This window comes from Tropicimonas sp. TH_r6, assembly GCF_033101155.1.
Classification (GTDB): Bacteria; Pseudomonadota; Alphaproteobacteria; order Rhodobacterales; family Rhodobacteraceae; genus Tropicimonas.
Window position 1 is genome coordinate 40,219 of sequence record NZ_JAWMPX010000018.1, and the last position, 19,284, is coordinate 59,502.

The window sequence follows — 19,284 nt, forward strand, 5'->3', positions numbered from 1 at the left end:
TGGGATCGAAACCGGGAAGCCCCGCGGTGACCGACCAGTCTACCGGTCCCGACCGTCGCCGATGAGCTTCAGGCGATCGCCGCTCTTCGGGTCGGCATCGACTCCGTTCAGGGCCTTCAGCCGTTCGAGCTTGAACTCGGAAAAGAGCATCAGCTCGGCAATCGTCGCAAGATCCTCCGATCCGGTGGTCTCGATCACGGTGACTGTCGGGATCGGGATCTCGGAAATATCGGCATAGCTCAACCCCCGGAAGCTGTCAGCAATCCCCTTGAACTCGTTGAAAACGGGCCCGGAAAGGTCACCCACGATTAGGAAGGACAGCCCGAACACATGCTCGTCGCTGACGCGATAGGCGATGCTGGCGAGGGTTCCCTTGGCCAACAGCCGGTCGACCTGCTTGGTGACGAGGACGGCCGGGAGCCCGTTCACGGTCATCTCCTCAAGATTGTCGAGATCTCCGACATCGCCTTCCGTGATCGAGTACCATGCCGAGAGGGCAAACTCTTCGAGGCTCCGCTCGGCGGGCCATTCGGCACCTGTGAACAGCACGAAGGATTTGGGGTCGCGAACGGCGAGGATTGCTCCGGGCAGTTGTTTGATTGCGTATCCCTTTGGGATATCGAAGGCGACGCGCAGGCCGGGATGCAGAAACGTGCCGTTCCTAAGAAGCCCGAATTTCGGGTCCGGTCCGAACAGCATCCCGTCGATTGCGTCGAGATGCGCGTTGCGGCCGAGATCGCCGGCCCCCGGCGCCTTGCCGGTCGCCGCCGCCTCCTGTTGCGTCCTGGCGATGCGGTCATCCGTCTCCGGGTGGTCCGAGAGCCAGGCGGGGATGCCCGGGCCGGCATCCGCGTCATTGCCGGCCATCCGGTTCATCAGGGCGACCTCGCGTTTCAACGCGCCCAGCATTTGCGGCATGGCGTGCGGATCGTATCCGGCGCGGGTCATGCTCTCGATGCCGAGCGTGTCGCTGTCGGCTTCCTGTTCACGCGAATAGGCCTGGCGGTTCACGGCGCCGACCCCCTCGGTCAGGAGCGCCGCAGACAGGCTTCCCGTCAGCAAGCCTACGCCGACAGAGACCGCGCGGTCCTGCTGGATGCGGGTTTCGCGGCGGGCGGTATGGCGATCTGTTACATGGGCGATCTCGTGGCCAAGCAGGGCGGCGAGTTCTGCCTCGGAGTTGATCGAGGCCAGGATGCCTCGGGTCACATAGACATAGCCTCCTCCGACCGTGAAGGCATTGACCATCGGCGAGTTCAGCACGGTGAAATTGAAGGGCTTGTCAGGCATGTCAGAGGCCTTGGCCACGCGCTCACCAACACGGGTGACATAGGCCGAAAGCTCCGGATCATCGTATTCGCCGTTGAACTGGGCGAGGATCTGCGGGTGCTGCTGGGCGGCGATGGCGCGTTCGTCCTCGAAGCTCTTGGAGGGCCGCGTGAGCTCGAAGGCGTCTGCCGGCGGTGCCCAGAAAACGACGAGTGCCGCGACCGAAAGAGCCGCTGTCGCAAGGCCAAGGGATGAGAAAGGTCTGCGGAGTGTCATGGCGCATCCTTGGAGACTGAGGGTTAGGGCGGCGAGGTACGTTCCTCACGTCGGTCCGTGAGGTGAAGTGTCCGGGTCGGGTAGGCGAGTTCCGTACCGGCCTCTCGAAGGGCGCGGCGCAACGCGGAGACGAGACGACCGGAGGCCTCGAGATAGGGTTGGTAGTCCTTGGTCTGCGTGAAGCCCTGGACGCGGATCTCGATGGCGCTGTCGGACAGGCCGAAGGGGATGACACGCAGGGGAAAGCCCTCAGCTGTGACGAAATCGCCGCTTTCGCGCATGTGCCGGAGCAGCGCCTCGCAAACCGCTTCGAGCTGCGCATCGGTCGCGTCCCGCACCAGGCCGATGGTCCAGGAGATCCGGCGGTGATCCATGCGGCTCTTGTTGAGGACGATCGCGTTGGAAAGCTCGCTGTTGGGCACATAATGGGGGACGTGGTCGAAGCCCATGACGGTCGTGGAGCGGACATCGACCCGGGTCACGGTGCCCTCTACGCCGCCCTGCACGGCGATCCAGTCGCCGGTTTCGAACCGCTTCTCGCTCATGTTGTTCATGCCGGCGATCAGGTTGCGGATGAAATCCTGCGAGGCGATGGCAAGGCCGGCGCCAAGTACCCCGACGCCGGTCAGGGCATTGGAGATATCGATGTTCCAGACCTCGAGAAACGCCGTGATCGACATCAACACGACGACGAACTGGCCCAGCCGCACCATCCAGGAGGTATCCAGCCGGACCCCGGTGATCTTGTCTGGGCCGATAAGGCCAATCATCGGTTCGACCAACCGATACCAGGCCGCGAAAATCGCCAGAACAAGCACAGAAATCAGGACTTTTCGAAAGAAACCGCCAGCGAATTCCGGCGGCGACAGGGTTTCGAGGGTCAGGAGCAGAGAGCCGGCGACCAGCAGGATGCGCATGAACTTTCCGGCCTCTTCCTCCATCTCGTCCGTCATCGTGATCGAGATGCTCGACATGAGCCAGCGCACAAGGCGCAAGGCGGCCGAGGCGAGGGGGCTCCGAAACAAGATGACCAGCACACAGAGCCCGACGAAGGCGGCGGCGGTTTCCGGGTCTATGCGTTCCATCCAGGTTCGGAATGGCGTGGTGAGACTGTTGATGAGGTCTGAAAGCTGCAAGGTATCCAAGTCGAGCCCCGTTCGTGGTTGGTACGGCCCCTGTCCGGGCCGCACCCAACCGTGTTACAGGAGAGCGTCTGCCGCAAGGCTCGAGGCCTTTTGCAACTTGGCCTTGCGCTCGTGATAGTCTGTGGTCAGCTCCGCCTTGCGCTTCTGGAACCTGGTTTTCGTATTGCCGACGGCGGTCTGGATCTGATCGTCCAGCGCATCAACGCGGGCTTCGAACTCCGCATCCAGCTGGTCCATGCGCTTGTCGATCTTCTCGTTGGTTTCCTGGATCTTAGCCTTGGTGTTGTCGATTTTCTCGTTGATGTTGTCGGCCATCTCGTCGACGGCCTGCTCCATCTCAGCATCAAGCTCGTCGAGTTCCCGATTGAGCTCGTTCATCTCGGCGGCAATCTGGTCGTCCTCGACGTCAATGCGAGGCTTGCGATAGACGATGCCGCCAAGCTCCTTCATCTTCACGTCGAGCGGGGTGCTCCAGACCTCGTCGATGGAGGCCACAAGGCAGCTCTTGCCCGGGACAAGCTCGGTCGAGACCATATCGACAACGCCGGCATCGATCCCCGAGACCCACAGGTCACGGTACATTCCCATGAGGCCGCCTGACATGGAGCCCACGACCATCCCGGTGCTGGCAGCCGTGGCGGCGGCGGCGGTCCCGGCGACCGCTGCGCCGGCGGCAACGGCAGCGGGCCCGGCCAGGACGCCGACCATCGCCCCCATCAGCGCGCCGAAGGCGGTGCCGATCGGACCTTCGTCTTCGGACTTTTTCAGAACGGCAACACCGTCGGCGTCCTTTGAAATCACGCCATGGGCATAGATCACCAGATCGCCCTTGCGGTGTAGCTCCTTGAGGGCCTCGGTGGCCTTGTAGGCGGTGTTTTCATCGTCACAGACGACCGCAACAAACTTGTCCATTATTCACTCCTGGCAGGGGTTTCGCAGCAAGGCTGCTGCAACGGTTTGGCCGGGCAGCGGCCGGTTCATAGGTGAGTGCTGGGTCGCAATAGCGAGGTCCGGGATCCTTGCTCCCGGTCGCAGTCACCCGATCACCTTTTGGGGGGGTCGGATTTTGGGGGCTCTGACCTGCACGGAGCAGAAAAGCCGACCTACGACCCGGGACCGGGATCTTAGAATCATTCAAAACTGTTGTATTTTCCTGTTAATAACCCATCATTCCGGGCAAGCGTAAAACGGGAGAACCCTTAGGGTGTCGGAAAACGCGCAAGGCTGGGACAAAAACACACCTGGTGTCGGCGACACTCCGGTGCGGGGTGCCTTGCTGCTCGGGCCGCTGGCAAAGCTTGCGGAGAAGAACCCCGCAGGTGCCCGTGCCGTGGTCGAAGACACAGAGGGGGCCGTTCCGGAGCTCGACGACGAGGTACTGATTAGCGCCGACACCTATCTCGACGGTCTCTCGCGGAAGGAATTCTACGCGTCAGATCCTGCGTTTACGGCGCGGACTGGACTGAACCAACACCTGACGGATATGGGGCTGTTCGGGCGTGCGGTGTACCATTCGGAGAGCTTGTGGGATGCGCTCCAGCGCGTCCGTGATGGGCTGGAATACGTGCAGGCCGGGGCCACCGTGATCTTCGGGATGCGCAACGACCGGTGCCGGATCGAGTTTCTGAACCCCTACGGGCGCGGCGCGGAAAGCGCCCGGGACAGCCAGATAACAATGGGGTTGTTTTTCAATCTCGTTCGATTGACCCGCGGGTACAAGTCCGCGCACCCGATCATCCGGTTCCCAAGGTGCAAACCAGAGCACAAGGCACTGTTTCCCGATGCAACCCGGGTCACCTCCGCCACGCGGGGAGTTGTCGAGTTCGACGCGTTCTTGCTGCAGCGGCGATTGGAGCAGGGCGATGCAAGCCTGGCCGCAACTTTTTCCCGGGCGATGGAGAACATCGAATGCGCCGCGCCGTCCACGGTCGAGATCGTCCGGCAGCTTCAGTCTGCGGCCATCAGGGAGATGCATCGCCCGATTTCGCTGGATTACATATCGGAGATTCTCTCGAAGCCATCCCGTACTCTGCAATTCGAACTCCGGCGCAACGGGAGCAGCTTTGCCGCGCTGCGGGATGAAGCCCGCCACGATGCGGCCAGGAAGGACTTGCGGGCCGGGATTTCCGTCGAAGAGACAGCTGATCGTCTCGGCTATGCCCAGCGTCAATCTTTTTCGGAAGCGTTCTCACGGTGGGAGGGAATGGCTCCGTCCGAATATGCCTCGCGTGGACGTTAGGTTCCCTCGTCGAGCGCGATTGTGCGCAGCCGGCCGTTGAACTCGGCACAGAACACGAAGATCGCGGCCATCAGATAGAGAAAGATCAGGCTCCCCAGTCGATATTCGGCGTCTGGTAGCCCATGAGGCCGCGCGAATAGGCCGAGATGTTGGTGATCCCGATATCATCGCCCCAGATGACCAGAACATTGGGTTTGTCTTGAGCAAAGGCGAAGGTCGGCACAACAATGGCACTCAGGGCCAAAATCGCGCCCGGCCAACGGAAGAGCCGTTTGTCTTTCGAATTCATGAAGTTAATCCTCTGTTGGGTCAGCCCGCTCGTTGAAACTTGGAGTGTGGCGAACTGTCATGACCCGGAGAGGTTAGAGGTGATAAAGGTGAGACATGTCGGGAAACGCGCTACCGAAAAAAAGAACCCGGCACCGCGTATCAAGACGGGGTGTCACTGTGCCCTAATTAATCAGAATCTGGTCTAAACTGTCCGGGAGTGGAAAGAACCTGGGGGTCAAGCTGCCAGACTCCTATATGAAATCGTCAGTCGACCATCGAGAATCTGTCCAGCCCCATTTCGATGGGCCACTTCTTGATAGGGTTTCAGGCACAGGAGGCCGCATTCCGAGTGCCTGATGCGGGCGGGTGTGGTTGTACTGCTTGAGCCAGCAGTTGTTGACGATCTGGGCCTGCCTGGTCGTCGTGAACCATTCCACATTGAGGACTTCCCGGCGTAGCGTTCCGTCGAACCGTTCGTTGTATCCATTCTCCCATGGTGAGCCCGGATAGATCCGGATTGGCTTCACGCCGACCTTCTCAAGCCATCCCTGTGTCGCTTCCGATGCGAACTCTGGGCCGTTGTCGCTCCGGACGAACTCCGGTTTTCCGTGGCGCAGGAACAGCCCGTAGAGGACCTCCAGCACATCCTCAGAACCCATGCGGGTGCGGACTTCTACTGCCAGTGCCTGGCGGGTGTATTCGTCCAGCACCGTCAGCACCTTGTAGCTGCGGCCATCGCTGAGTTTGTCGTGACTCGAGCCATTGGGAGCGCCATTGGTCCGAGCGACAATGGCGAGGATCAACGCTCCACACATGGTTCGGATGTGTCGGTCGCAACCGAATGATCGAACTGTCCTCGTGGTAAAGGCGCCGCTTCTTTCGTCGGGGGATTGGTCCCCCGGACCAATCCCTGGTCCTCCTCAAGGTGCCGCTGTGGCTGTTGCAGCCCTTCCTCGCCCCAGAGCCGCTCCACCGTCTTGTGGTTCACGCGCCAACCCTCGACCCGCAGCAACTCTGCAACTTTTCGATCGTAATAAGGCCCATAGCTCTTCGCCAGTCGGATCATGGCCAGCCGCAACTCATCGTCGTTCCTCGCGACGGATCGGTACTGCATGGAACTCCGGGCAAGTCCGACCACCTTGCAGGTCCGGCGTTCGGACGTGGCGGGTTTCTGACACGTGTGAATGACGGCCTGACGAAGCTGGCTCGTCGTCAGGCCCTCGGCTTTAGGTGGTTCAGGCTTTCCTTGAGAATTAGCTTGTCGAGTTCCAACTCGGCCACGATCTTCTTGAGCCGAGCGTTCTCTTTCTCAAGGCAACGCGACTCCGACGGCTGAGACTTGCCCATCCCGCCGAACCGACGCCGCATTCGTCATTGTCGCTCGGACCAATGGCGCGACTATGGCTCATTGTAGTAGGTTGCGTCGTTGACACCGACCGAACGACAGGACGTCCGGACGTCATCTCCATCCGCCAGCTTCAGCTCGATCTCTCGCAGCAGTTTCAGGACGTCCTCATCCGAATACCGTTTCCGAGCCATCCCTCTTCCCCCTTTCGTGGTCCAAACAATGGCCCAGTTTTAGGGGGCAGTCACACGGATTGGATCTGAGCTTACTCTCCCTCTCCCTCTGGACCCTTTGCATCATGGTGGAAGGCCATGTCTGAGGGTTCGAACCGTGCCGGGCCCACCGAGCGGAACAAGGCAATCCCAGATCACATCTCGGCAGGCCGCTGGGGAAAACCGGACGACATTACCCGCGCTATGTGCAACCTCGACGGCGGCTTGCTGGCGCGTTGAGCTGAAGCAACGGAAAGGGCCCCATCCGGAAAGCCAGATGGGCACCGTTTCAGAGCGTCTGGAACCCACCCGTGTCAGGCTGTTCCCCGGACCGGACGGTTCTTGGCGATATTGAACTTCATCCCGTCCAACAGTTCTTCCAGATCCGGGCGCGCCGCGGGACCGTTCGAAATGTCGACAAGCATCAACTCGCCGTTCGGACGGAAGGCAAAGGCGCCGGGTTCGGCGAAAAGGCCCGTCGTCTCCGCATCATCAAGCGGTTCGGACACGTAGAGGCCAAGCGCGCGCATCTGTGTTTCGGTCAAGCCATGGCACAGGTCGAATTCCCAGCCGAACTCAGCCTTGTCCGCCAGGGCTTTGTCCTTGGTGTCGGCCGAGACAACCACGACATCCATGGCCTCGGCCCAGTCCGGCAGCACAGCGTTCAGCTTGTTCAGGAATCGCTTGCAGCGCGGGCAATGCCGGCCGCGATAGACAAACAGCATGGTCCAGCGGTCCTTCGGCTGACCAACCGTGATGGTGTCTGCCCTGTCGGCAACAGCGAAGTTGAACTCGCCGAGAAGCGCGCCCACGCGGGGCTTCATGTCTGTCATTTGGTCTTCCTATAACCTGCGGGCGGGGTTTCCGGCCTAAGGGATCAAGATTTACTGTCCTCACCGCCCTGGTCAAGGAAAGCCGGCTCGGACACCATGATGTGACCGAACTTGTCACACAGCTCCCTGAGCAGGCTCGGCTCGATCCCACGCTGCGGACCACCGGCGGACAGAACACGCCGCTGAATTGCAGCGGCTTTCTCGATCGTTTCGACCAGCGCGAATACCTTGTCGGGGCTCTCTTCGGACGCAAAGATCCCGTGATGGCTCCAGGAGATGATGCGGCTGTTGCGCAACTCCACGGCGGACGCCTCGGCGATGGAGACCGTGCCGGGCAGCAGCGGCGGCACAACGCGCACCCCATCGGGGAAGATCACGATGCATTCCGGCATCTTCTGCCAAAGCGCCATGCTCAGCTCGCGCGAGTCGAGCGGCATCAGGAAGCTGAGCGCGATGAATTCCGGCACGTGGCAATGCAGGATCACCCGCTCGCGCCCGCCCGAAACCTCCTTGCGGATGGCATGGCCGACAAGGTGGGTGGCGAATTCCGAGGTCGGCCGTCCACCCATGGCAAAGCCCCAGACGGTGCGATAGGCGGTGCCGCCCTCGACGATCTGGATGATGCCGAAAACTTCGTCGGGATGTGCCAGCGCGTGGCGGAAGAACTGCCCCGAGCCGGTCATCAGGAAGTAGTCGCCATCGAGGCTCGGCTGCGCCTGATCAAGCGGCAGCGGGTCTGTCGGGCGCGCCTTGGGGAAGCGGCGGCGCAGGATCGCCTCGATCTCGTCGGTCGGCAGGCGCCAGCTGAAATTGCCGCCATTCGCCTCGTTCCAGCCCATATTCCAGCAGAGCTGGACGAAGGGGGCGGCCTCTTCGACGAAGGAGATTGCGTGGGTGAATTCGGGCATCTCGCCCTCCTTATATCCGGTCGGCCACGGAGGCCTGATAGGTGTTGAGTGTGTTCAGAAGCGTCACGCCGCTCGGCACGGACTGACGCTCGCAGAAGGTCTCCCAGACCGCGCCATAGGGCAGGTCCTTGAGCTCTTCGGTCAGGATGAAACGATCGGAGAAGTTCAGTTCGGCCTCCTTGGCCTGCAACATCTCGACCGGCTGCAGCAGCGCGCGCATCAGCGCCTTTTGCATGTTGCGCGTGCCGACGACCCAGGCCGCGGTGCGGCTGATCGTGGCGTCGAAGAAATCGAGCCCGATATGGGTGCGCCCGAGCAGATCGCCGAAAACCAATTCCTGCGCCATCGCGAGGATATCGTCATTGAGCAGGATCACATGGTCACTGTCCCACCGCATCGGGCGGCTGACATGGAGCAGGATCTCGTCGACCGAGAGCGACACGGCGGAAAGCTTGTCGGCGATGCTTTCCGTGGGGTGGAAATGGCCCATATCGAGGCAAAGCAGCGTGCCCTTGCGGATGGAATAGCCAAGGTAGAACTCGTGGCTTCCCACGGTACAAGCCTCGACGCCCAGTCCGAAGAGCTTGCTCTCCACCGCATCCAGAAGCTGTGCCTTGGCGAAACGCTTCTCCAGCATCACGTCGAGCGAGGCCTCCAGCCGCTCCCGCGCTGCCATGCGGTTCACGGGGATGTCCTTGTACCCATCCGGCACCCAGATGTTGTTGACGCAGGCGCTACCCAGTTCCTGCCCGATCTTTGCTGCGATCTCGCGGCAGATCTGGCCATGGCGGATCCAGAAATCGCGAATGCCCTTGTCGGGATGCGACAGGGTCAGGTTGTCGTCGGCCTTGGGATGGGCAAAGAAGGTCGGGTTGAAGTCGAGCCCGAGGCCGTTTTCCTTCGCCCAGTCAACCCAGGGCGCGAAATGCTTGTATTCCAGCGCGTCGCGTTCCGGGGTCTCGTCACTGTCGAGATAGCTGGCATGGAGGTTCAGCCGATGCTTGCCGGGAATGTTGGCATAGGCAAACTCGAGATCGGCGCGCAGCTCGTCGGGGGTGCGGGCCCGGCCCGGATAGTCGCCGGTGGCCTGGATGCCGCCACCGCTGCCCGCGGTCACGCCTTCGAAACCCACGACATCGTCGCCCTGCCAGCAATGGACCGAGATCGGGATCTCTGCCAGTCGGTCCAGCGCGGCCTCTGTATCGACGCCCCACTGCGCGAAAACCTCTTGTGCGGCGGTATAATCGGGACGGGTCATTGGTGTTTTCCTTGTCTTCAGACAGCAGCGGCGTGCTGCGCGGTGCAGGCGCGGTGCCAGGTGTCAGCGTAGGTTTGAAGGGCGTGCGCGAGATCCGTTCCCAGGGACGGATGCGCCTTTGGCTTATCGCAGAGCGCGGCGCCGGCCCCACGGGTCAGTAGCGCCGCGCCGATGCTTGTTCCAGTGGCCGACCCGCTGGGAAGGAGCACGGGTCGGCCGGTCGCCTCGGCCAGCATGTCGAGAAACAGCCGGTTGCGGGCGAAGGGTCCTTCGGTGAGGGTTGGCCCCCGCGCCCCGATCATCGAGAGGCAGGTTTCGGCCATCATCGCGAGGTAAAGAGAGACCACGGCGGCGCGCTGGCCCGGCGTCAGCGCAGCCTCCTCGACGGTCCATGCCGGCTTGCGGCCCCGGAACGGGCCGGATTCCGACACGACAGCCGGCAGGAGCATGGCCTGACGGTCGAGCACATCGGCGATGTCCTGCTCGGTGGGCTCGACGCGATCTTTCCCCATCAGCAACGCATATTCCCGTCCTCCCATGAAGCGGGCCGAGGGCACGGGCCGGCCAAGCGCATTGACATTGATCAGCGTGTCGCGATCCGGGTCGAGCGGTTGCTTTGCCGCCCCGATGGTCATGGCAATCACCCAGGTGCCGGTCGACAGAACGGTGAACGGGGCGGCAAGCGCCAGCAGGTGCGGATAGAGCGAGGCGTTGGAATCGTGGATGCCGCAGAAGACCGGGGTGTTCGCGTAGAGCCCGGTCGCGCGCGTCAACATCGGCAACACCGATCCCACCTTGTCGGTCGCGAGATAGGCCGGAGCGAGCTTTTCGGCGATGCCGAGCTGTTTCGCCAGCGGGCTGAAGCGACCGGTTTCCGGTTCCCAGAGATCGGTATGACAGCCCAAAGAGGTCACTTCGGTGCAGGCAATCCCGGTCAACCGCGCGACCCAGAATTGCGGATAGGTGACCACTTTTGCCACGCGTTCCCGCAGCCCGGGTTGGCTTTCCAGCAGCCAGTGCACCTGCGCGCCGACATTCAAGCCCATTGGAAGACGCGGCGCACCGGTCTGAACGAAATCGGGCCGGATGGCGTCATAGGCGGCCGCCAGCGCGTCCGGCCCGGGATGCTCATAGTCGAGCACCGGCGTCGCCAGCCCGCCGTAGCTGTCGAGCAACACGATCGAGGCGCCATGGGTTGTCACGCTGATCGCGTCGACCCCATGTTTCGCCTGGAACTCCGCAAGGCCTTGGAGGATGAACGCCCAGAGGCGATCGGTGTCGAAATGCGGATAGGGTGCTGTGTCGAGCACCGTGTTGGGCGTCGTCCGGACATCGATTTCCGCCAGCGCCTCCATGTCGACCATGGCGAGCTTGGCGTTGGTCTTGCCGATATCGATGACGGCGACATGTCGGTACTCGGTCATGGCAGGTGAAACACCGTTTCCAGCTCGGTCACGACCGGCTTGTTGTCCGCTTGGGTTTCCATGATATCGGCCATATGCGCCCACCAGCGTTGCATCACCGCCGTCTCGGGCAAGCTGTCCATCCGGTGATCGTCTGTCCGCCAGAGCACGCCGAAGAGCAGGTTGGTTTCCGGGTCGAGATGGATCGAGTAATCCGACACTCCGGCCTCGCGCAGTAGATCGGAAAGCTCAGGCCAGATCTCGTCATGGCGGCGCTGGTATTCCTCGCGACAGCCAGGGTTGAGGCGCATGCGGAAGGCGTATTTCTGCATTGATCAGCGCCTCGCCTGACGGATTTGCGCAAAGAGCCTCGGCAGGGCGATCACCCCGATCAGCAGCAGGCCGATGAAGATCGACATCACGATGCCCGGCACGTTCAGAAGGCCCAGCCCGAAGGTGACAAGCCCCATGACGAAGGCCGCGATCACCACGCCGGGGATCGAGCCGGATCCGCCAAGGATGTTGATTCCGCCCAGTACGACCATGGTGACCACTTCCAACTCCATACCGAAGGCGATGGAAGGTCGGGTGGAGCCGAGGCGCGAGGTCAGGCAGACCGAGGCGAAGGCCGCCATCAGACCGGTCAACATGAAGAGGATGAATTTCACCCGCTTGACCCGGATGCCGGAGAAGAGCGCGCCGACAGGGTTATTGCCGATGGAGAAGACTGCGCGGCCGAAATTGGTCTTGTGCAGGACCACGCCGTAGATCACCGCGAAGAGGAGGAAGAAGACGAACTCCACCGAGATCACCCAGAAGGCATAGCCCTGCCCGAACCAGGCGAAGCTGTCGGGATAGTTGGTGAAAGCCTGATCGCCCAGCACGATATAGGAGATGCCGCGGAAGAGGCTCATCGTACCGATCGTGACCACGATGGAGGGCAGCCCGAGCCCGGTCACCAGTGCGCCGTTGAACGCGCCGCAGGCCAGCCCGACGGCAAGACCGATCAGCACGATACCCGGCGTACCCATGCCGACCTCCGCCGCCGCGCCCATCGCAGTTGACGTGAGCGCAATGATGGAAGCGACCGAGAGGTCGATCTCGCCGGAAATGATGACCAGCGCCATGGCAAAGGCGATCATCGCCTTTTCGGTGAAGTTGAAAGTCGCGTCGCTCAGGTTCCAGGCATTGAGGAAATAGGGCGAAGCGAAGGAGTTGACGATGAAGATCGCGATTGCGACGGCCAGCAGGAGTGTTTCCCAGCTTCTCAGCGTGCGCTGAAGTGGCGTCGTCAGGCGGTCGGGAACATGATGATGGGTTGCGTCGGTCATGCCGTATGCTCCGCGGATTTGAGGATGACCCGGCCCTTGGTGCGGCTGGATTGCGCATTGAAGGCGACGGCGATGATGATCGCGCTGCCCGAGATCGCGAGCTGCCAGAAGGGCGAGATGTTGATGACCGGCAGGGCGTTCTTGATCACACCGAGGAAAAGCGCGCCGAGCAGCGTGCCCGCCACCGAGCCGACACCGCCTGCGATGGAGATGCCGCCGATAACGCAGGCCGCTACGACCTCAAGCTCGAACCCGCCGGCGATATCGACATAGGCCACGGCGAAGCGCGACACCCAGAGATAGCCGGTGAGACCGGCCATCATGCCGGAGATGGTGAAGGCGAGGAACTGCGTTCGACCGACATCGATGCCGGTATAGACGGCCGCGTTCGGGTTGCCGCCGACGGCAAAGAAGGAGCGTCCGAGCGGGGTGCGGTTGATCATCACGACGAAGCAGATCACCACGAAGACCGCGATCCAGGAGAGCATGGGCAGCCCGGCGAGTTCCATACGCGGGAAGTCCTTGAAGCTCGCGCCCATTTCATGCGCGTTGATCCACTTTCCGTCAGAAATCAGGAAGACGATGCCGCGGAAGATGGTCATCGTGCCAAGTGTGACGACGATGGCCGGGATCTGGAGTTTCCAGACCAGCAGCCCGTTCACCGCGCCAAGGCAGGCACCAAGCGTGAGCGCGATGACGAGGATCACGACCACTGGCAGCCCCGGCATCAGCGTGTTGAGCGTGGCCACGACCATGCCGGTCAACGCCACGTTGGCGGCCACCGAAAGGTCGATGCAGCGCGTGAGGATCACGCACATCTGCCCCATCGCCAGGATGATCAGCGTCGAGGTGTCGTTGAAGACATTGATGAGGTTGCCCGGCTCCACATAGGCCGGGAAACGCGAGGCGATGATCGCCAGAAGCGCGAGGATCGCGGCCAGAAGGATGGCCTCGCGAGATTTGAGAAGCTGGGGCATCATGCCGATCCCTCCGAGATACCAGCGGCGTGCCGGACGAGCGTTTCGGGTGTCACCTCGTCGCCAGCCAGTTCGGCGACCATGCGGCCTTCGCGCATGACGATCACCCGATCAGACATGCCGACGATCTCGGGGATCTCCGAGGAAACCATGATCACGGCCAGCCCTTGCGCGGCAAGCTCGGCAGTGAAAGCGTGGACGGCGGCCTTGGAGCCGATATCGATGCCCTTGGTCGGCTCGTCGAGGATGATGATCTTGGGCTCGGTGGCGAGCCACTTTGCGATCACCACCTTCTGCTGGTTGCCGCCCGACAGGTTGCCCACATCCTGATCGAGCGAAGCCGCCCGAAGGTCGAGCCGCTCCGTGTATTTCCGCGCCAGGACAAATTCCTCGGCCAGTCGAGTGAAGCCGTTCTTTGAAGTACGGTCCAGTGACGGCAAGGTAACGTTCTTGAAAATCGGCATGCCGATGATCGCACCCTGTTTGCCGCGATCTTCGGGCACATAGACGATTCCCGCCTCGACCGCCTCGGCGGTGGAGCGGATCTGGCGCACCTGCCCGTCAACCGTCAGCGTGCCGCCGGAGGGCTTGGTGATGCCGAACAGCGCCTGCATGACCTCGGAGCGCCCTGCCCCGACCAACCCGTAGAATCCCAGGATCTCGCCCTTGCGCAGGGTGAAGGAGATGTCCTCGAACTCGGTGGGGTGGCTGTAGCCAGACACTTGCAGCAATTCCTCGCCCGGTGTCGCGTTGCGTTCGGGGAAGATGTTCTCGACCGAGCGCCCCACCATAAGACGCACGAGGTCATCCTCGGTGATATCGGCCATAGCACCCGCACCGACATACTGGCCGTCCCGAAACACGGTGTAGCGGTCCGCGATGCGAAATATCTCGTCGAACTTGTGGCTGATGAACAGGATCGCCTTGCCCTCGGCCTTGAGGCGATCGACCAACTCGTAGAGCTCCTCGATCTCCTTCTGGCTGAGCGCCGCGGTCGGCTCGTCCATGATGACAACGCGCGCGTCGATGGAGAGCGCGCGGGAGATCGCCACCAGGTGCTTGTTGGCAATGCCGAGCTCCTTGAGCGGAACGGCGGGGTCGATCTCGGCACCCACGCGGTCCAGCAACTCCTTGGCATCGCGGCGCATCCGGGCGGTGTCGATCAGCCCGTATTTTCCGCGCGGGGCGTGGCCGATATAGATGTTTTCCGCCACGGACAGCTCGTCGAAGAGAACGGTCTCCTGATGGATCGCGGTGATGCCGGCATCTGCGGCATGCTGTGCGGTGGGGAATTTCGTCTCCTGGCCATCGACGCGGATCTTGCCCTCTTCGGGCTGGTAGATACCGGTCAGCACCTTGACGATGGTCGACTTGCCGGCACCGTTCTCACCAACCAGCGCGGTGACCTGGCCGGGATAGAGGTCGAGCTTCACATCGGAGAGCGCGCGCACCCCCGGGAAGATCTTCGTGATGGCGTCGAGAGAGAGGATCGGGTCTGTCATGAGGGCATCTGCAGCCTTGCTGACATCAGGGCTGAGGTGCATTGCGTGTTCCAGCCGTTCAATGTGTGAAGAATGGGTGGGGCCGGCGCCGAATGCGCCGCGCCCCGAGAGAGAGGATCAGAAGATGCTCTTGAACTCGTCGATATTGGAGCTGTCATAGACGAACGGGTCGGCCATTGCGCCGTTGGTGTTCTCGTCAAGCGTCAGCGAGCCCATGCGGCCCATCGGGATCTCGGCGCCAGGGCCGGCTTCGGCGGCACCGGATGCAAGGCTGTGCGCCAGCATCGTCGCGGAATATCCAAGGTCGATCGGGTTCCAGATCGCGAAGCTTTGCGAAGCGCCGGATTCAATGGCGCCGGCCATCTCGGAGGGAAGACCAAGCCCGGTCACGTTGACCTCACCCACCTTGCCGGCATCAACCACGGCCTGCGCGGCGGCCACGATGCCGACGGAGGTCGGCGCGATGATCGCCTTGAGGTCGGGATGGGTCTGCATCAGGCCGGTGGCCTCGCGATAGGACTTGTCGGCCAGGTCGTCGCCATAGACGGTCGCGACGACATTGATGCCCGGGTAATTGCCCATGACCTTGTTCATTTCCTCGATCCAGATGTTCTGGTTGGTCGAGGTGGTGGTAGCCGACAGCACGGCAACATCGCCGCCATCGGGCAGGTGATCGGCGGCCAGCTTGATGATCATGTTGCCGATCAGCGGGTTGGAGGAGGGGTTGAGGTGCAACTGGCGCCCCTCTTCGGCGACGCCGGAATCCCAGGAGATCACGGTGATCCCGCGCTGCATGGCCTTCTTGAGTGTCGGCACGAGCGCGTCGGTGTCATTGGCGGAGACGGCAATCGCATCGACCTGCTGGGCGATCAGCGAATTGATCACTTCGATCTGGCCTTCGGCGGTTGTGTCGGTCGGGCCGGTATAGATGATCTCGACACCGCCAAGTTCGGCGGCAGCTTCCTCGGCGCCTTTCGCGGCGGCTTCGAAGAAGCCAATGCCGAGCGCCTTGACGACAAGGGCAATGCGCATGTCGTCTGCTTGTGCGGCCCCGGCAAACAGGGTCGTGGCAATTGTGGCTGTGGTCAGGGCCTTCTTGAAAATGCTCATTATGGTTTCCTCCCTTGAGCGTTGGTTTCCTGCCCGCAGCCCGGCCTTTACCCGGCCTGCGGGGTCGTGTTGCGTTGCGCGTCGAGCGGCGCGACGATCAGGCGAACACCGGCTGTCTCCAGCAGCGCGGCGCTCTCGTCGTCGATGCCGTCATCGGTAATCACGGTGTCGATCCGTTCCAGCGGGCAGAGCACGAGGCTCGAGCGATTGCGAAACTTGGACGAATCCACCATCACCACCAGCTCGTCTGCCTGGCCGATCAGCTTCTGTTCGGCCTGGATCAGCAGCGGGTCCTGCTCCATCAGGCCGAGCCGTCCGATGCCGTGGATGCCCATGAACATGCGGCGGGCATAGAAATTGCCGGACACGTCATTGTCGAAAGGCGACAGGATGATGTTCTGCTCGCGATAGATGACACCACCGGGAACCATCACCGTATTCTTGGAATTCTTCAGCAGGTGCTCTGCGATGGGAAAGCTGTTGGTGAAGACCTGCAACCGGCGATTGGCCAACGGGTGCACCATCTGGAAGGTCGTCGTCCCGCCATTGATGATGATCGAGTCGCCATCCTCGCAGAGATCGGCCGCAGCCAGTGCAATCGCCTGCTTCTCCACCATCTTGCGGATCTCGTTCATGGCGAAGGGGTGCCCGGCCAGCCCGACGAATTTCGGCGGCGCAATGGCCTCGGCACCACCGCGCACCCGGCGCAGTTTCTTTTGCATGTGCAGGGCTGCGATATCGCGCCTGACAGTTGCCTCCGAGGCTCCGGTCAGGGTGCACAGATCTGCCACGGTAACCACCGGCCTGTCCTGGACAGCCGATAGAATGACCCTGTGGCGTTCCGACTCGTGCATTTCGTCCTCCTTGTTGCATACGTTGATCTTCCAAACGCTCACTGTCAATCATTTTCAATCATCAATTTTCGATTTTCGCTCAATCACGGCTGACAGTGATTGTTTTTGATTGACTTTGAGCGGAGAGCTTACCAGCCTTGTGTCAGCTTTGACAGGTTTCGCGCGCTCTGGGGAGGAGCAGGACAAGTGACAAATTCGACGGATAACAAGCTTCTGAGCAATCAATGGGACACGGGTCACGCTGTGGGCTTGAGCGAATCGGAGTTGCTGCTCTATCGCTCGAATTTGCTCGGTTCTGACAAGCGCGTGACCAATTATGGCGGCGGAAACACCTCGGCCAAGATCACGGAGACCGACCCGTTGACCGGCCAGCCCTGCGATGTGCTCTGGGTCAAGGGCTCGGGCGGCGATCTCGGCTCCATCGCCCGGTCCGGCTTCTCGACCCTCTACATGGACAAGCTCGTCGCCCTGAAGGGGCTCTATCGTGGGCCTGAACATGAAGACGAGATGGTGGGTTACCTGCCTCACTGCACCTTCGACCTGAACCCGCGCGCAGCGTCCATCGACACGCCCTTGCATGCCTATGTGCCCAAAGCCCATGTCGATCATGTCCACCCCGATGCGATCATCGCCATCGCGGCGTCGGCTGGTTCGAAGGTGCTCACCGAGGAGATCTTCGGCGGCGAGATCGGTTGGCTGCCCTGGAAGCGGCCGGGCTACGAGCTTGGGCTCTGGCTTGAGACATTCTGCCTCGAAAACCCCGACGCCAAGGGCGTCATCCTTGAATCCCACGGGCTGTTCACATGGGCCGATAGCGCCGAAGACTGCTACGCGCTGACAATTGACAGCATCAATCGCGCCATCACCTGGTTCGACGCCAGGACGGAGGGCAAGCCGTCTTTCGGTGGCGCAATCCATGCCTCTCTTGAAGCAGAGGCGCGCGCCGCCGTCGCGTCCGAGCTGATGCCGGCGATTCGCGGCATGATCTCCGGCGCCCACCACATGGTCGGCCATTTCGATGACCAACCCGCGGTTCTGGACTTCGTGAATGCCGCGGACATGCCGACGCTCGCCGCGCTCGGGACAAGCTGCCCGGATCACTTCCTGCGCACCAAGATCTGTCCGCTGGTGGTGGATTTTGACCCGGCCAAACCGGATGTGAGCGCCCTGCTCGACGGGTTGGCGGCATCGGTGGTCACCTATCGAGAGAACTACGCGGCCTATTACGAGCGCTGCAAACGCGACAACAGCCCGGCCATGCGCGATCCCAACGCGGTGGTCTACCTCGTGCCCGGTGTCGGCATGATCACTTTTGCCAAGGACAAGGCGACGGCGCGCATTTCAGGCGAGTTTTATGTCAACGCGATCAACGTGATGCGTGGCGCTTCGGCGGTTTCAGACTATTGCGGCCTGCCGGAACAGGAGGCCTTCGATATCGAGTACTGGCTGCTGGAAGAGGCCAAGCTGCAACGCATGCCGACGCCGAAACCGCTGGCTGGCAGGGTTGCGCTCGTTACAGGCGCCGCCGGCGGCATCGGTTCGGCCACAGCGGAGCGCTTCCTGCGCGAAGGCGCCTGCGTCGTGCTCACCGACATCGCGCGTGACACGCTGGAGGAGACACGGGTTGCCCTGGCGTCGCGGCACTCCGCCGACGTTGTCCGCGCTGTTGAACTGGATGTGACCGACGAAACCGCCGTGGACACGGCCTTCGCCACCGCTGCGCGGGAATTCGGCGGGGTGGACCTGCTGGTGTCCAATGCCGGCATCGCGTCTTCAGCGCCGATCGAGGAGACCAGCCTCGAGCTGTGGAATCGCAACATGTCGATCCTCTCCACGGGGTATTTTCTCGTCTCGCGCGCGGCCTTCCGGCTGATGAAAACGCAGTCCATTGGTGGCGCCGTAGTCTTTGTCGCCTCCAAGAACGGTCTTGCCGCCTCGCCCAATGCCTCGGCCTATTGCACCGCCAAGGCCAGCGAGATCCACCTCGCCCGCTGCCTCGCGCTCGAAGGCGCACCTGAGGGGATCCGGGTCAACGTGGTCAACCCGGACGCGGTCCTGCGCGGCTCCCGGATTTGGTCCGGCGAATGGCTCGACCAACGCGCCGGGACCTATGGCACCGACAAGGAAGGGCTGGAGGAAATGTACCGTCAGCGCTCGTTGCTCAAACGCTCGGTCCTGCCCGAGGACATCGCCGAGGCCGCCTACTTCCTCGTCTCGGAGGCCTCGGCCAAGTCCACCGGAAATATCCTGAACGTCGATGCCGGGAATGTGCAGTCGTTCACACGGTAGGCCAAAAGCGGGCCACGGCGGGCCGCGCACGAAAATGCTGGAACCATTCCCAAACGGGTTCAC

Annotated in this window: 19 protein-coding genes and 1 pseudogene; 2 read left to right on the forward strand and 18 right to left on the reverse strand. The window is 62.1% G+C overall.

Annotation, left to right across the window (positions count from 1 at the left end):
• Window positions 1–39: 39 nt before the first annotated feature.
• From R3X27_RS16675 to R3X27_RS16685, 3 genes are all read right to left on the reverse strand, one after another.
• Window positions 40–1,545 (reverse strand): M48 family metalloprotease, encoded by a 1,506-nt coding sequence (locus R3X27_RS16675; protein ID WP_317710009.1) that lies wholly within the window; start codon window positions 1,543–1,545, stop codon window positions 40–42.
• Between the two features lie 23 nt (window positions 1,546–1,568).
• Window positions 1,569–2,630: a mechanosensitive ion channel family protein gene (locus R3X27_RS16680; protein WP_317710010.1), complete on the reverse strand. Its 1,062-nt coding sequence runs from the start codon at window positions 2,628–2,630 to the stop codon at window positions 1,569–1,571.
• 114 nt (window positions 2,631–2,744) lie between these two features.
• Window positions 2,745–3,602 (reverse strand): hypothetical protein, encoded by an 858-nt coding sequence (locus R3X27_RS16685; protein ID WP_317710011.1) that lies wholly within the window; start codon window positions 3,600–3,602, stop codon window positions 2,745–2,747.
• 292 nt (window positions 3,603–3,894) lie between these two features.
• On the opposite strand from R3X27_RS16685, the gene R3X27_RS16690 reads away from it, so the two are divergent.
• Window positions 3,895–4,929 (forward strand): AraC family transcriptional regulator, encoded by a 1,035-nt coding sequence (locus tag R3X27_RS16690; RefSeq protein WP_317710012.1) that lies wholly within the window; start codon window positions 3,895–3,897, stop codon window positions 4,927–4,929.
• Window positions 4,930–5,026: 97 nt separating this feature from the next.
• On the opposite strand, the pseudogene R3X27_RS16695 reads toward R3X27_RS16690, so the two are convergent.
• The 15 genes and pseudogenes from R3X27_RS16695 to R3X27_RS16765 form a co-directional block, all read right to left on the reverse strand.
• Window positions 5,027–5,218: pseudogene (locus tag R3X27_RS16695) on the reverse strand (hypothetical protein); the annotation flags it as partial.
• 232 nt (window positions 5,219–5,450) lie between these two features.
• Window positions 5,451–6,002 (reverse strand): integrase core domain-containing protein, encoded by a 552-nt coding sequence (locus R3X27_RS16700; protein WP_317710013.1) that lies wholly within the window; start codon window positions 6,000–6,002, stop codon window positions 5,451–5,453.
• Window positions 5,999–6,313 carry an IS3 family transposase gene (locus R3X27_RS16705; protein WP_317710014.1) on the reverse strand — a complete coding sequence of 105 codons (315 nt, stop codon included), beginning with the start codon at window positions 6,311–6,313 and terminating at the stop codon, window positions 5,999–6,001. The genes R3X27_RS16700 and R3X27_RS16705 overlap by 4 nt, the downstream gene beginning before the upstream one ends.
• Window positions 6,314–6,411: 98 nt before the next feature.
• Window positions 6,412–6,567, reverse strand: coding sequence for a hypothetical protein (locus tag R3X27_RS16710; protein ID WP_317710015.1), 156 nt, complete (start codon window positions 6,565–6,567; stop codon window positions 6,412–6,414).
• A 30-nt stretch (window positions 6,568–6,597) separates the two neighbouring features.
• Window positions 6,598–6,738, reverse strand: a complete 141-nt coding sequence (locus R3X27_RS16715; protein ID WP_317710016.1) for a transposase — start codon at window positions 6,736–6,738, stop codon at window positions 6,598–6,600.
• A 332-nt stretch (window positions 6,739–7,070) separates the two neighbouring features.
• On the reverse strand, window positions 7,071–7,589 hold the full coding sequence (locus R3X27_RS16720) for a redoxin domain-containing protein (RefSeq protein WP_317710017.1): 519 nt from the start codon (window positions 7,587–7,589) through the stop codon (window positions 7,071–7,073).
• A 44-nt stretch (window positions 7,590–7,633) separates the two neighbouring features.
• On the reverse strand, window positions 7,634–8,497 hold the full coding sequence (rhaD, locus tag R3X27_RS16725; protein ID WP_317710018.1) for a rhamnulose-1-phosphate aldolase: 864 nt from the start codon (window positions 8,495–8,497) through the stop codon (window positions 7,634–7,636).
• Window positions 8,498–8,507: 10 nt separating this feature from the next.
• Window positions 8,508–9,755 (reverse strand): L-rhamnose isomerase, encoded by a 1,248-nt coding sequence (locus R3X27_RS16730; RefSeq protein WP_317710019.1) that lies wholly within the window; start codon window positions 9,753–9,755, stop codon window positions 8,508–8,510.
• A 17-nt stretch (window positions 9,756–9,772) separates the two neighbouring features.
• On the reverse strand, window positions 9,773–11,179 hold the full coding sequence (locus R3X27_RS16735; protein WP_317710020.1) for an FGGY-family carbohydrate kinase: 1,407 nt from the start codon (window positions 11,177–11,179) through the stop codon (window positions 9,773–9,775).
• Window positions 11,176–11,490, reverse strand: a complete 315-nt coding sequence (gene rhaM, locus R3X27_RS16740; RefSeq protein WP_317710021.1) for an L-rhamnose mutarotase — start codon at window positions 11,488–11,490, stop codon at window positions 11,176–11,178. The genes R3X27_RS16735 and rhaM overlap by 4 nt, the downstream gene beginning before the upstream one ends.
• A gap of 3 nt (window positions 11,491–11,493) precedes the next feature.
• Entirely contained in the window at window positions 11,494–12,489 is a 996-nt protein-coding gene (locus R3X27_RS16745) for an ABC transporter permease (protein ID WP_317710022.1), read from the reverse strand.
• Window positions 12,486–13,466: an ABC transporter permease gene (locus tag R3X27_RS16750; protein ID WP_317710065.1), complete on the reverse strand. Its 981-nt coding sequence runs from the start codon at window positions 13,464–13,466 to the stop codon at window positions 12,486–12,488. The genes R3X27_RS16745 and R3X27_RS16750 overlap by 4 nt, the downstream gene beginning before the upstream one ends.
• A complete protein-coding gene (locus tag R3X27_RS16755; RefSeq protein WP_317710023.1) occupies window positions 13,466–14,968 on the reverse strand; it encodes a sugar ABC transporter ATP-binding protein in 1,503 nt (500 codons plus the stop codon). Before R3X27_RS16755 ends, R3X27_RS16750 begins: the two co-directional genes overlap by 1 nt.
• Window positions 14,969–15,085: 117 nt before the next feature.
• Window positions 15,086–16,078 carry a rhamnose ABC transporter substrate-binding protein gene (gene rhaS, locus R3X27_RS16760; protein WP_317710024.1) on the reverse strand — a complete coding sequence of 331 codons (993 nt, stop codon included), beginning with the start codon at window positions 16,076–16,078 and terminating at the stop codon, window positions 15,086–15,088.
• 47 nt (window positions 16,079–16,125) lie between these two features.
• Window positions 16,126–16,932 (reverse strand): DeoR/GlpR family DNA-binding transcription regulator, encoded by an 807-nt coding sequence (locus tag R3X27_RS16765; protein ID WP_317710025.1) that lies wholly within the window; start codon window positions 16,930–16,932, stop codon window positions 16,126–16,128.
• Window positions 16,933–17,118: 186 nt separating this feature from the next.
• Here R3X27_RS16765 and R3X27_RS16770 point away from each other — a divergent pair, with 186 nt between their 5' ends.
• Window positions 17,119–19,221, forward strand: coding sequence for a bifunctional rhamnulose-1-phosphate aldolase/short-chain dehydrogenase (locus R3X27_RS16770; RefSeq protein ID WP_317710026.1), 2,103 nt, complete (start codon window positions 17,119–17,121; stop codon window positions 19,219–19,221).
• Window positions 19,222–19,284: the final 63 nt, after the last annotated feature.

Bases quoted from the DNA above. Each gene is read 5' to 3' on its own strand.
- R3X27_RS16675 (WP_317710009.1), bottom strand. From the start codon at position 1,545: ATGACACTCCGCAGACCTTTCTCATCCCTTGGCCTTGCGACAGCGGCT.
- R3X27_RS16680 (WP_317710010.1), bottom strand. From the start codon at position 2,630: ATGGAACGCATAGACCCGGAAACCGCCGCCGCCTTCGTCGGGCTCTGT.
- R3X27_RS16685 (WP_317710011.1), bottom strand. From the start codon at position 3,602: ATGGACAAGTTTGTTGCGGTCGTCTGTGACGATGAAAACACCGCCTAC.
- R3X27_RS16705 (WP_317710014.1), bottom strand. From the start codon at position 6,313: ATGCAGTACCGATCCGTCGCGAGGAACGACGATGAGTTGCGGCTGGCC.
- R3X27_RS16710 (WP_317710015.1), bottom strand. From the start codon at position 6,567: ATGCGGCGTCGGTTCGGCGGGATGGGCAAGTCTCAGCCGTCGGAGTCG.
- R3X27_RS16715 (WP_317710016.1), bottom strand. From the start codon at position 6,738: ATGGCTCGGAAACGGTATTCGGATGAGGACGTCCTGAAACTGCTGCGA.
- R3X27_RS16720 (WP_317710017.1), bottom strand. From the start codon at position 7,589: ATGACAGACATGAAGCCCCGCGTGGGCGCGCTTCTCGGCGAGTTCAAC.
- rhaD (WP_317710018.1), bottom strand. From the start codon at position 8,497: ATGCCCGAATTCACCCACGCAATCTCCTTCGTCGAAGAGGCCGCCCCC.
- R3X27_RS16730 (WP_317710019.1), bottom strand. From the start codon at position 9,755: ATGACCCGTCCCGATTATACCGCCGCACAAGAGGTTTTCGCGCAGTGG.
- R3X27_RS16735 (WP_317710020.1), bottom strand. From the start codon at position 11,179: ATGACCGAGTACCGACATGTCGCCGTCATCGATATCGGCAAGACCAAC.
- rhaM (WP_317710021.1), bottom strand. From the start codon at position 11,490: ATGCAGAAATACGCCTTCCGCATGCGCCTCAACCCTGGCTGTCGCGAG.
- R3X27_RS16745 (WP_317710022.1), bottom strand. From the start codon at position 12,489: ATGACCGACGCAACCCATCATCATGTTCCCGACCGCCTGACGACGCCA.
- R3X27_RS16750 (WP_317710065.1), bottom strand. From the start codon at position 13,466: ATGCCCCAGCTTCTCAAATCTCGCGAGGCCATCCTTCTGGCCGCGATC.
- R3X27_RS16755 (WP_317710023.1), bottom strand. From the start codon at position 14,968: ATGACAGACCCGATCCTCTCTCTCGACGCCATCACGAAGATCTTCCCG.
- rhaS (WP_317710024.1), bottom strand. From the start codon at position 16,078: ATGAGCATTTTCAAGAAGGCCCTGACCACAGCCACAATTGCCACGACC.
- R3X27_RS16765 (WP_317710025.1), bottom strand. From the start codon at position 16,932: ATGCACGAGTCGGAACGCCACAGGGTCATTCTATCGGCTGTCCAGGAC.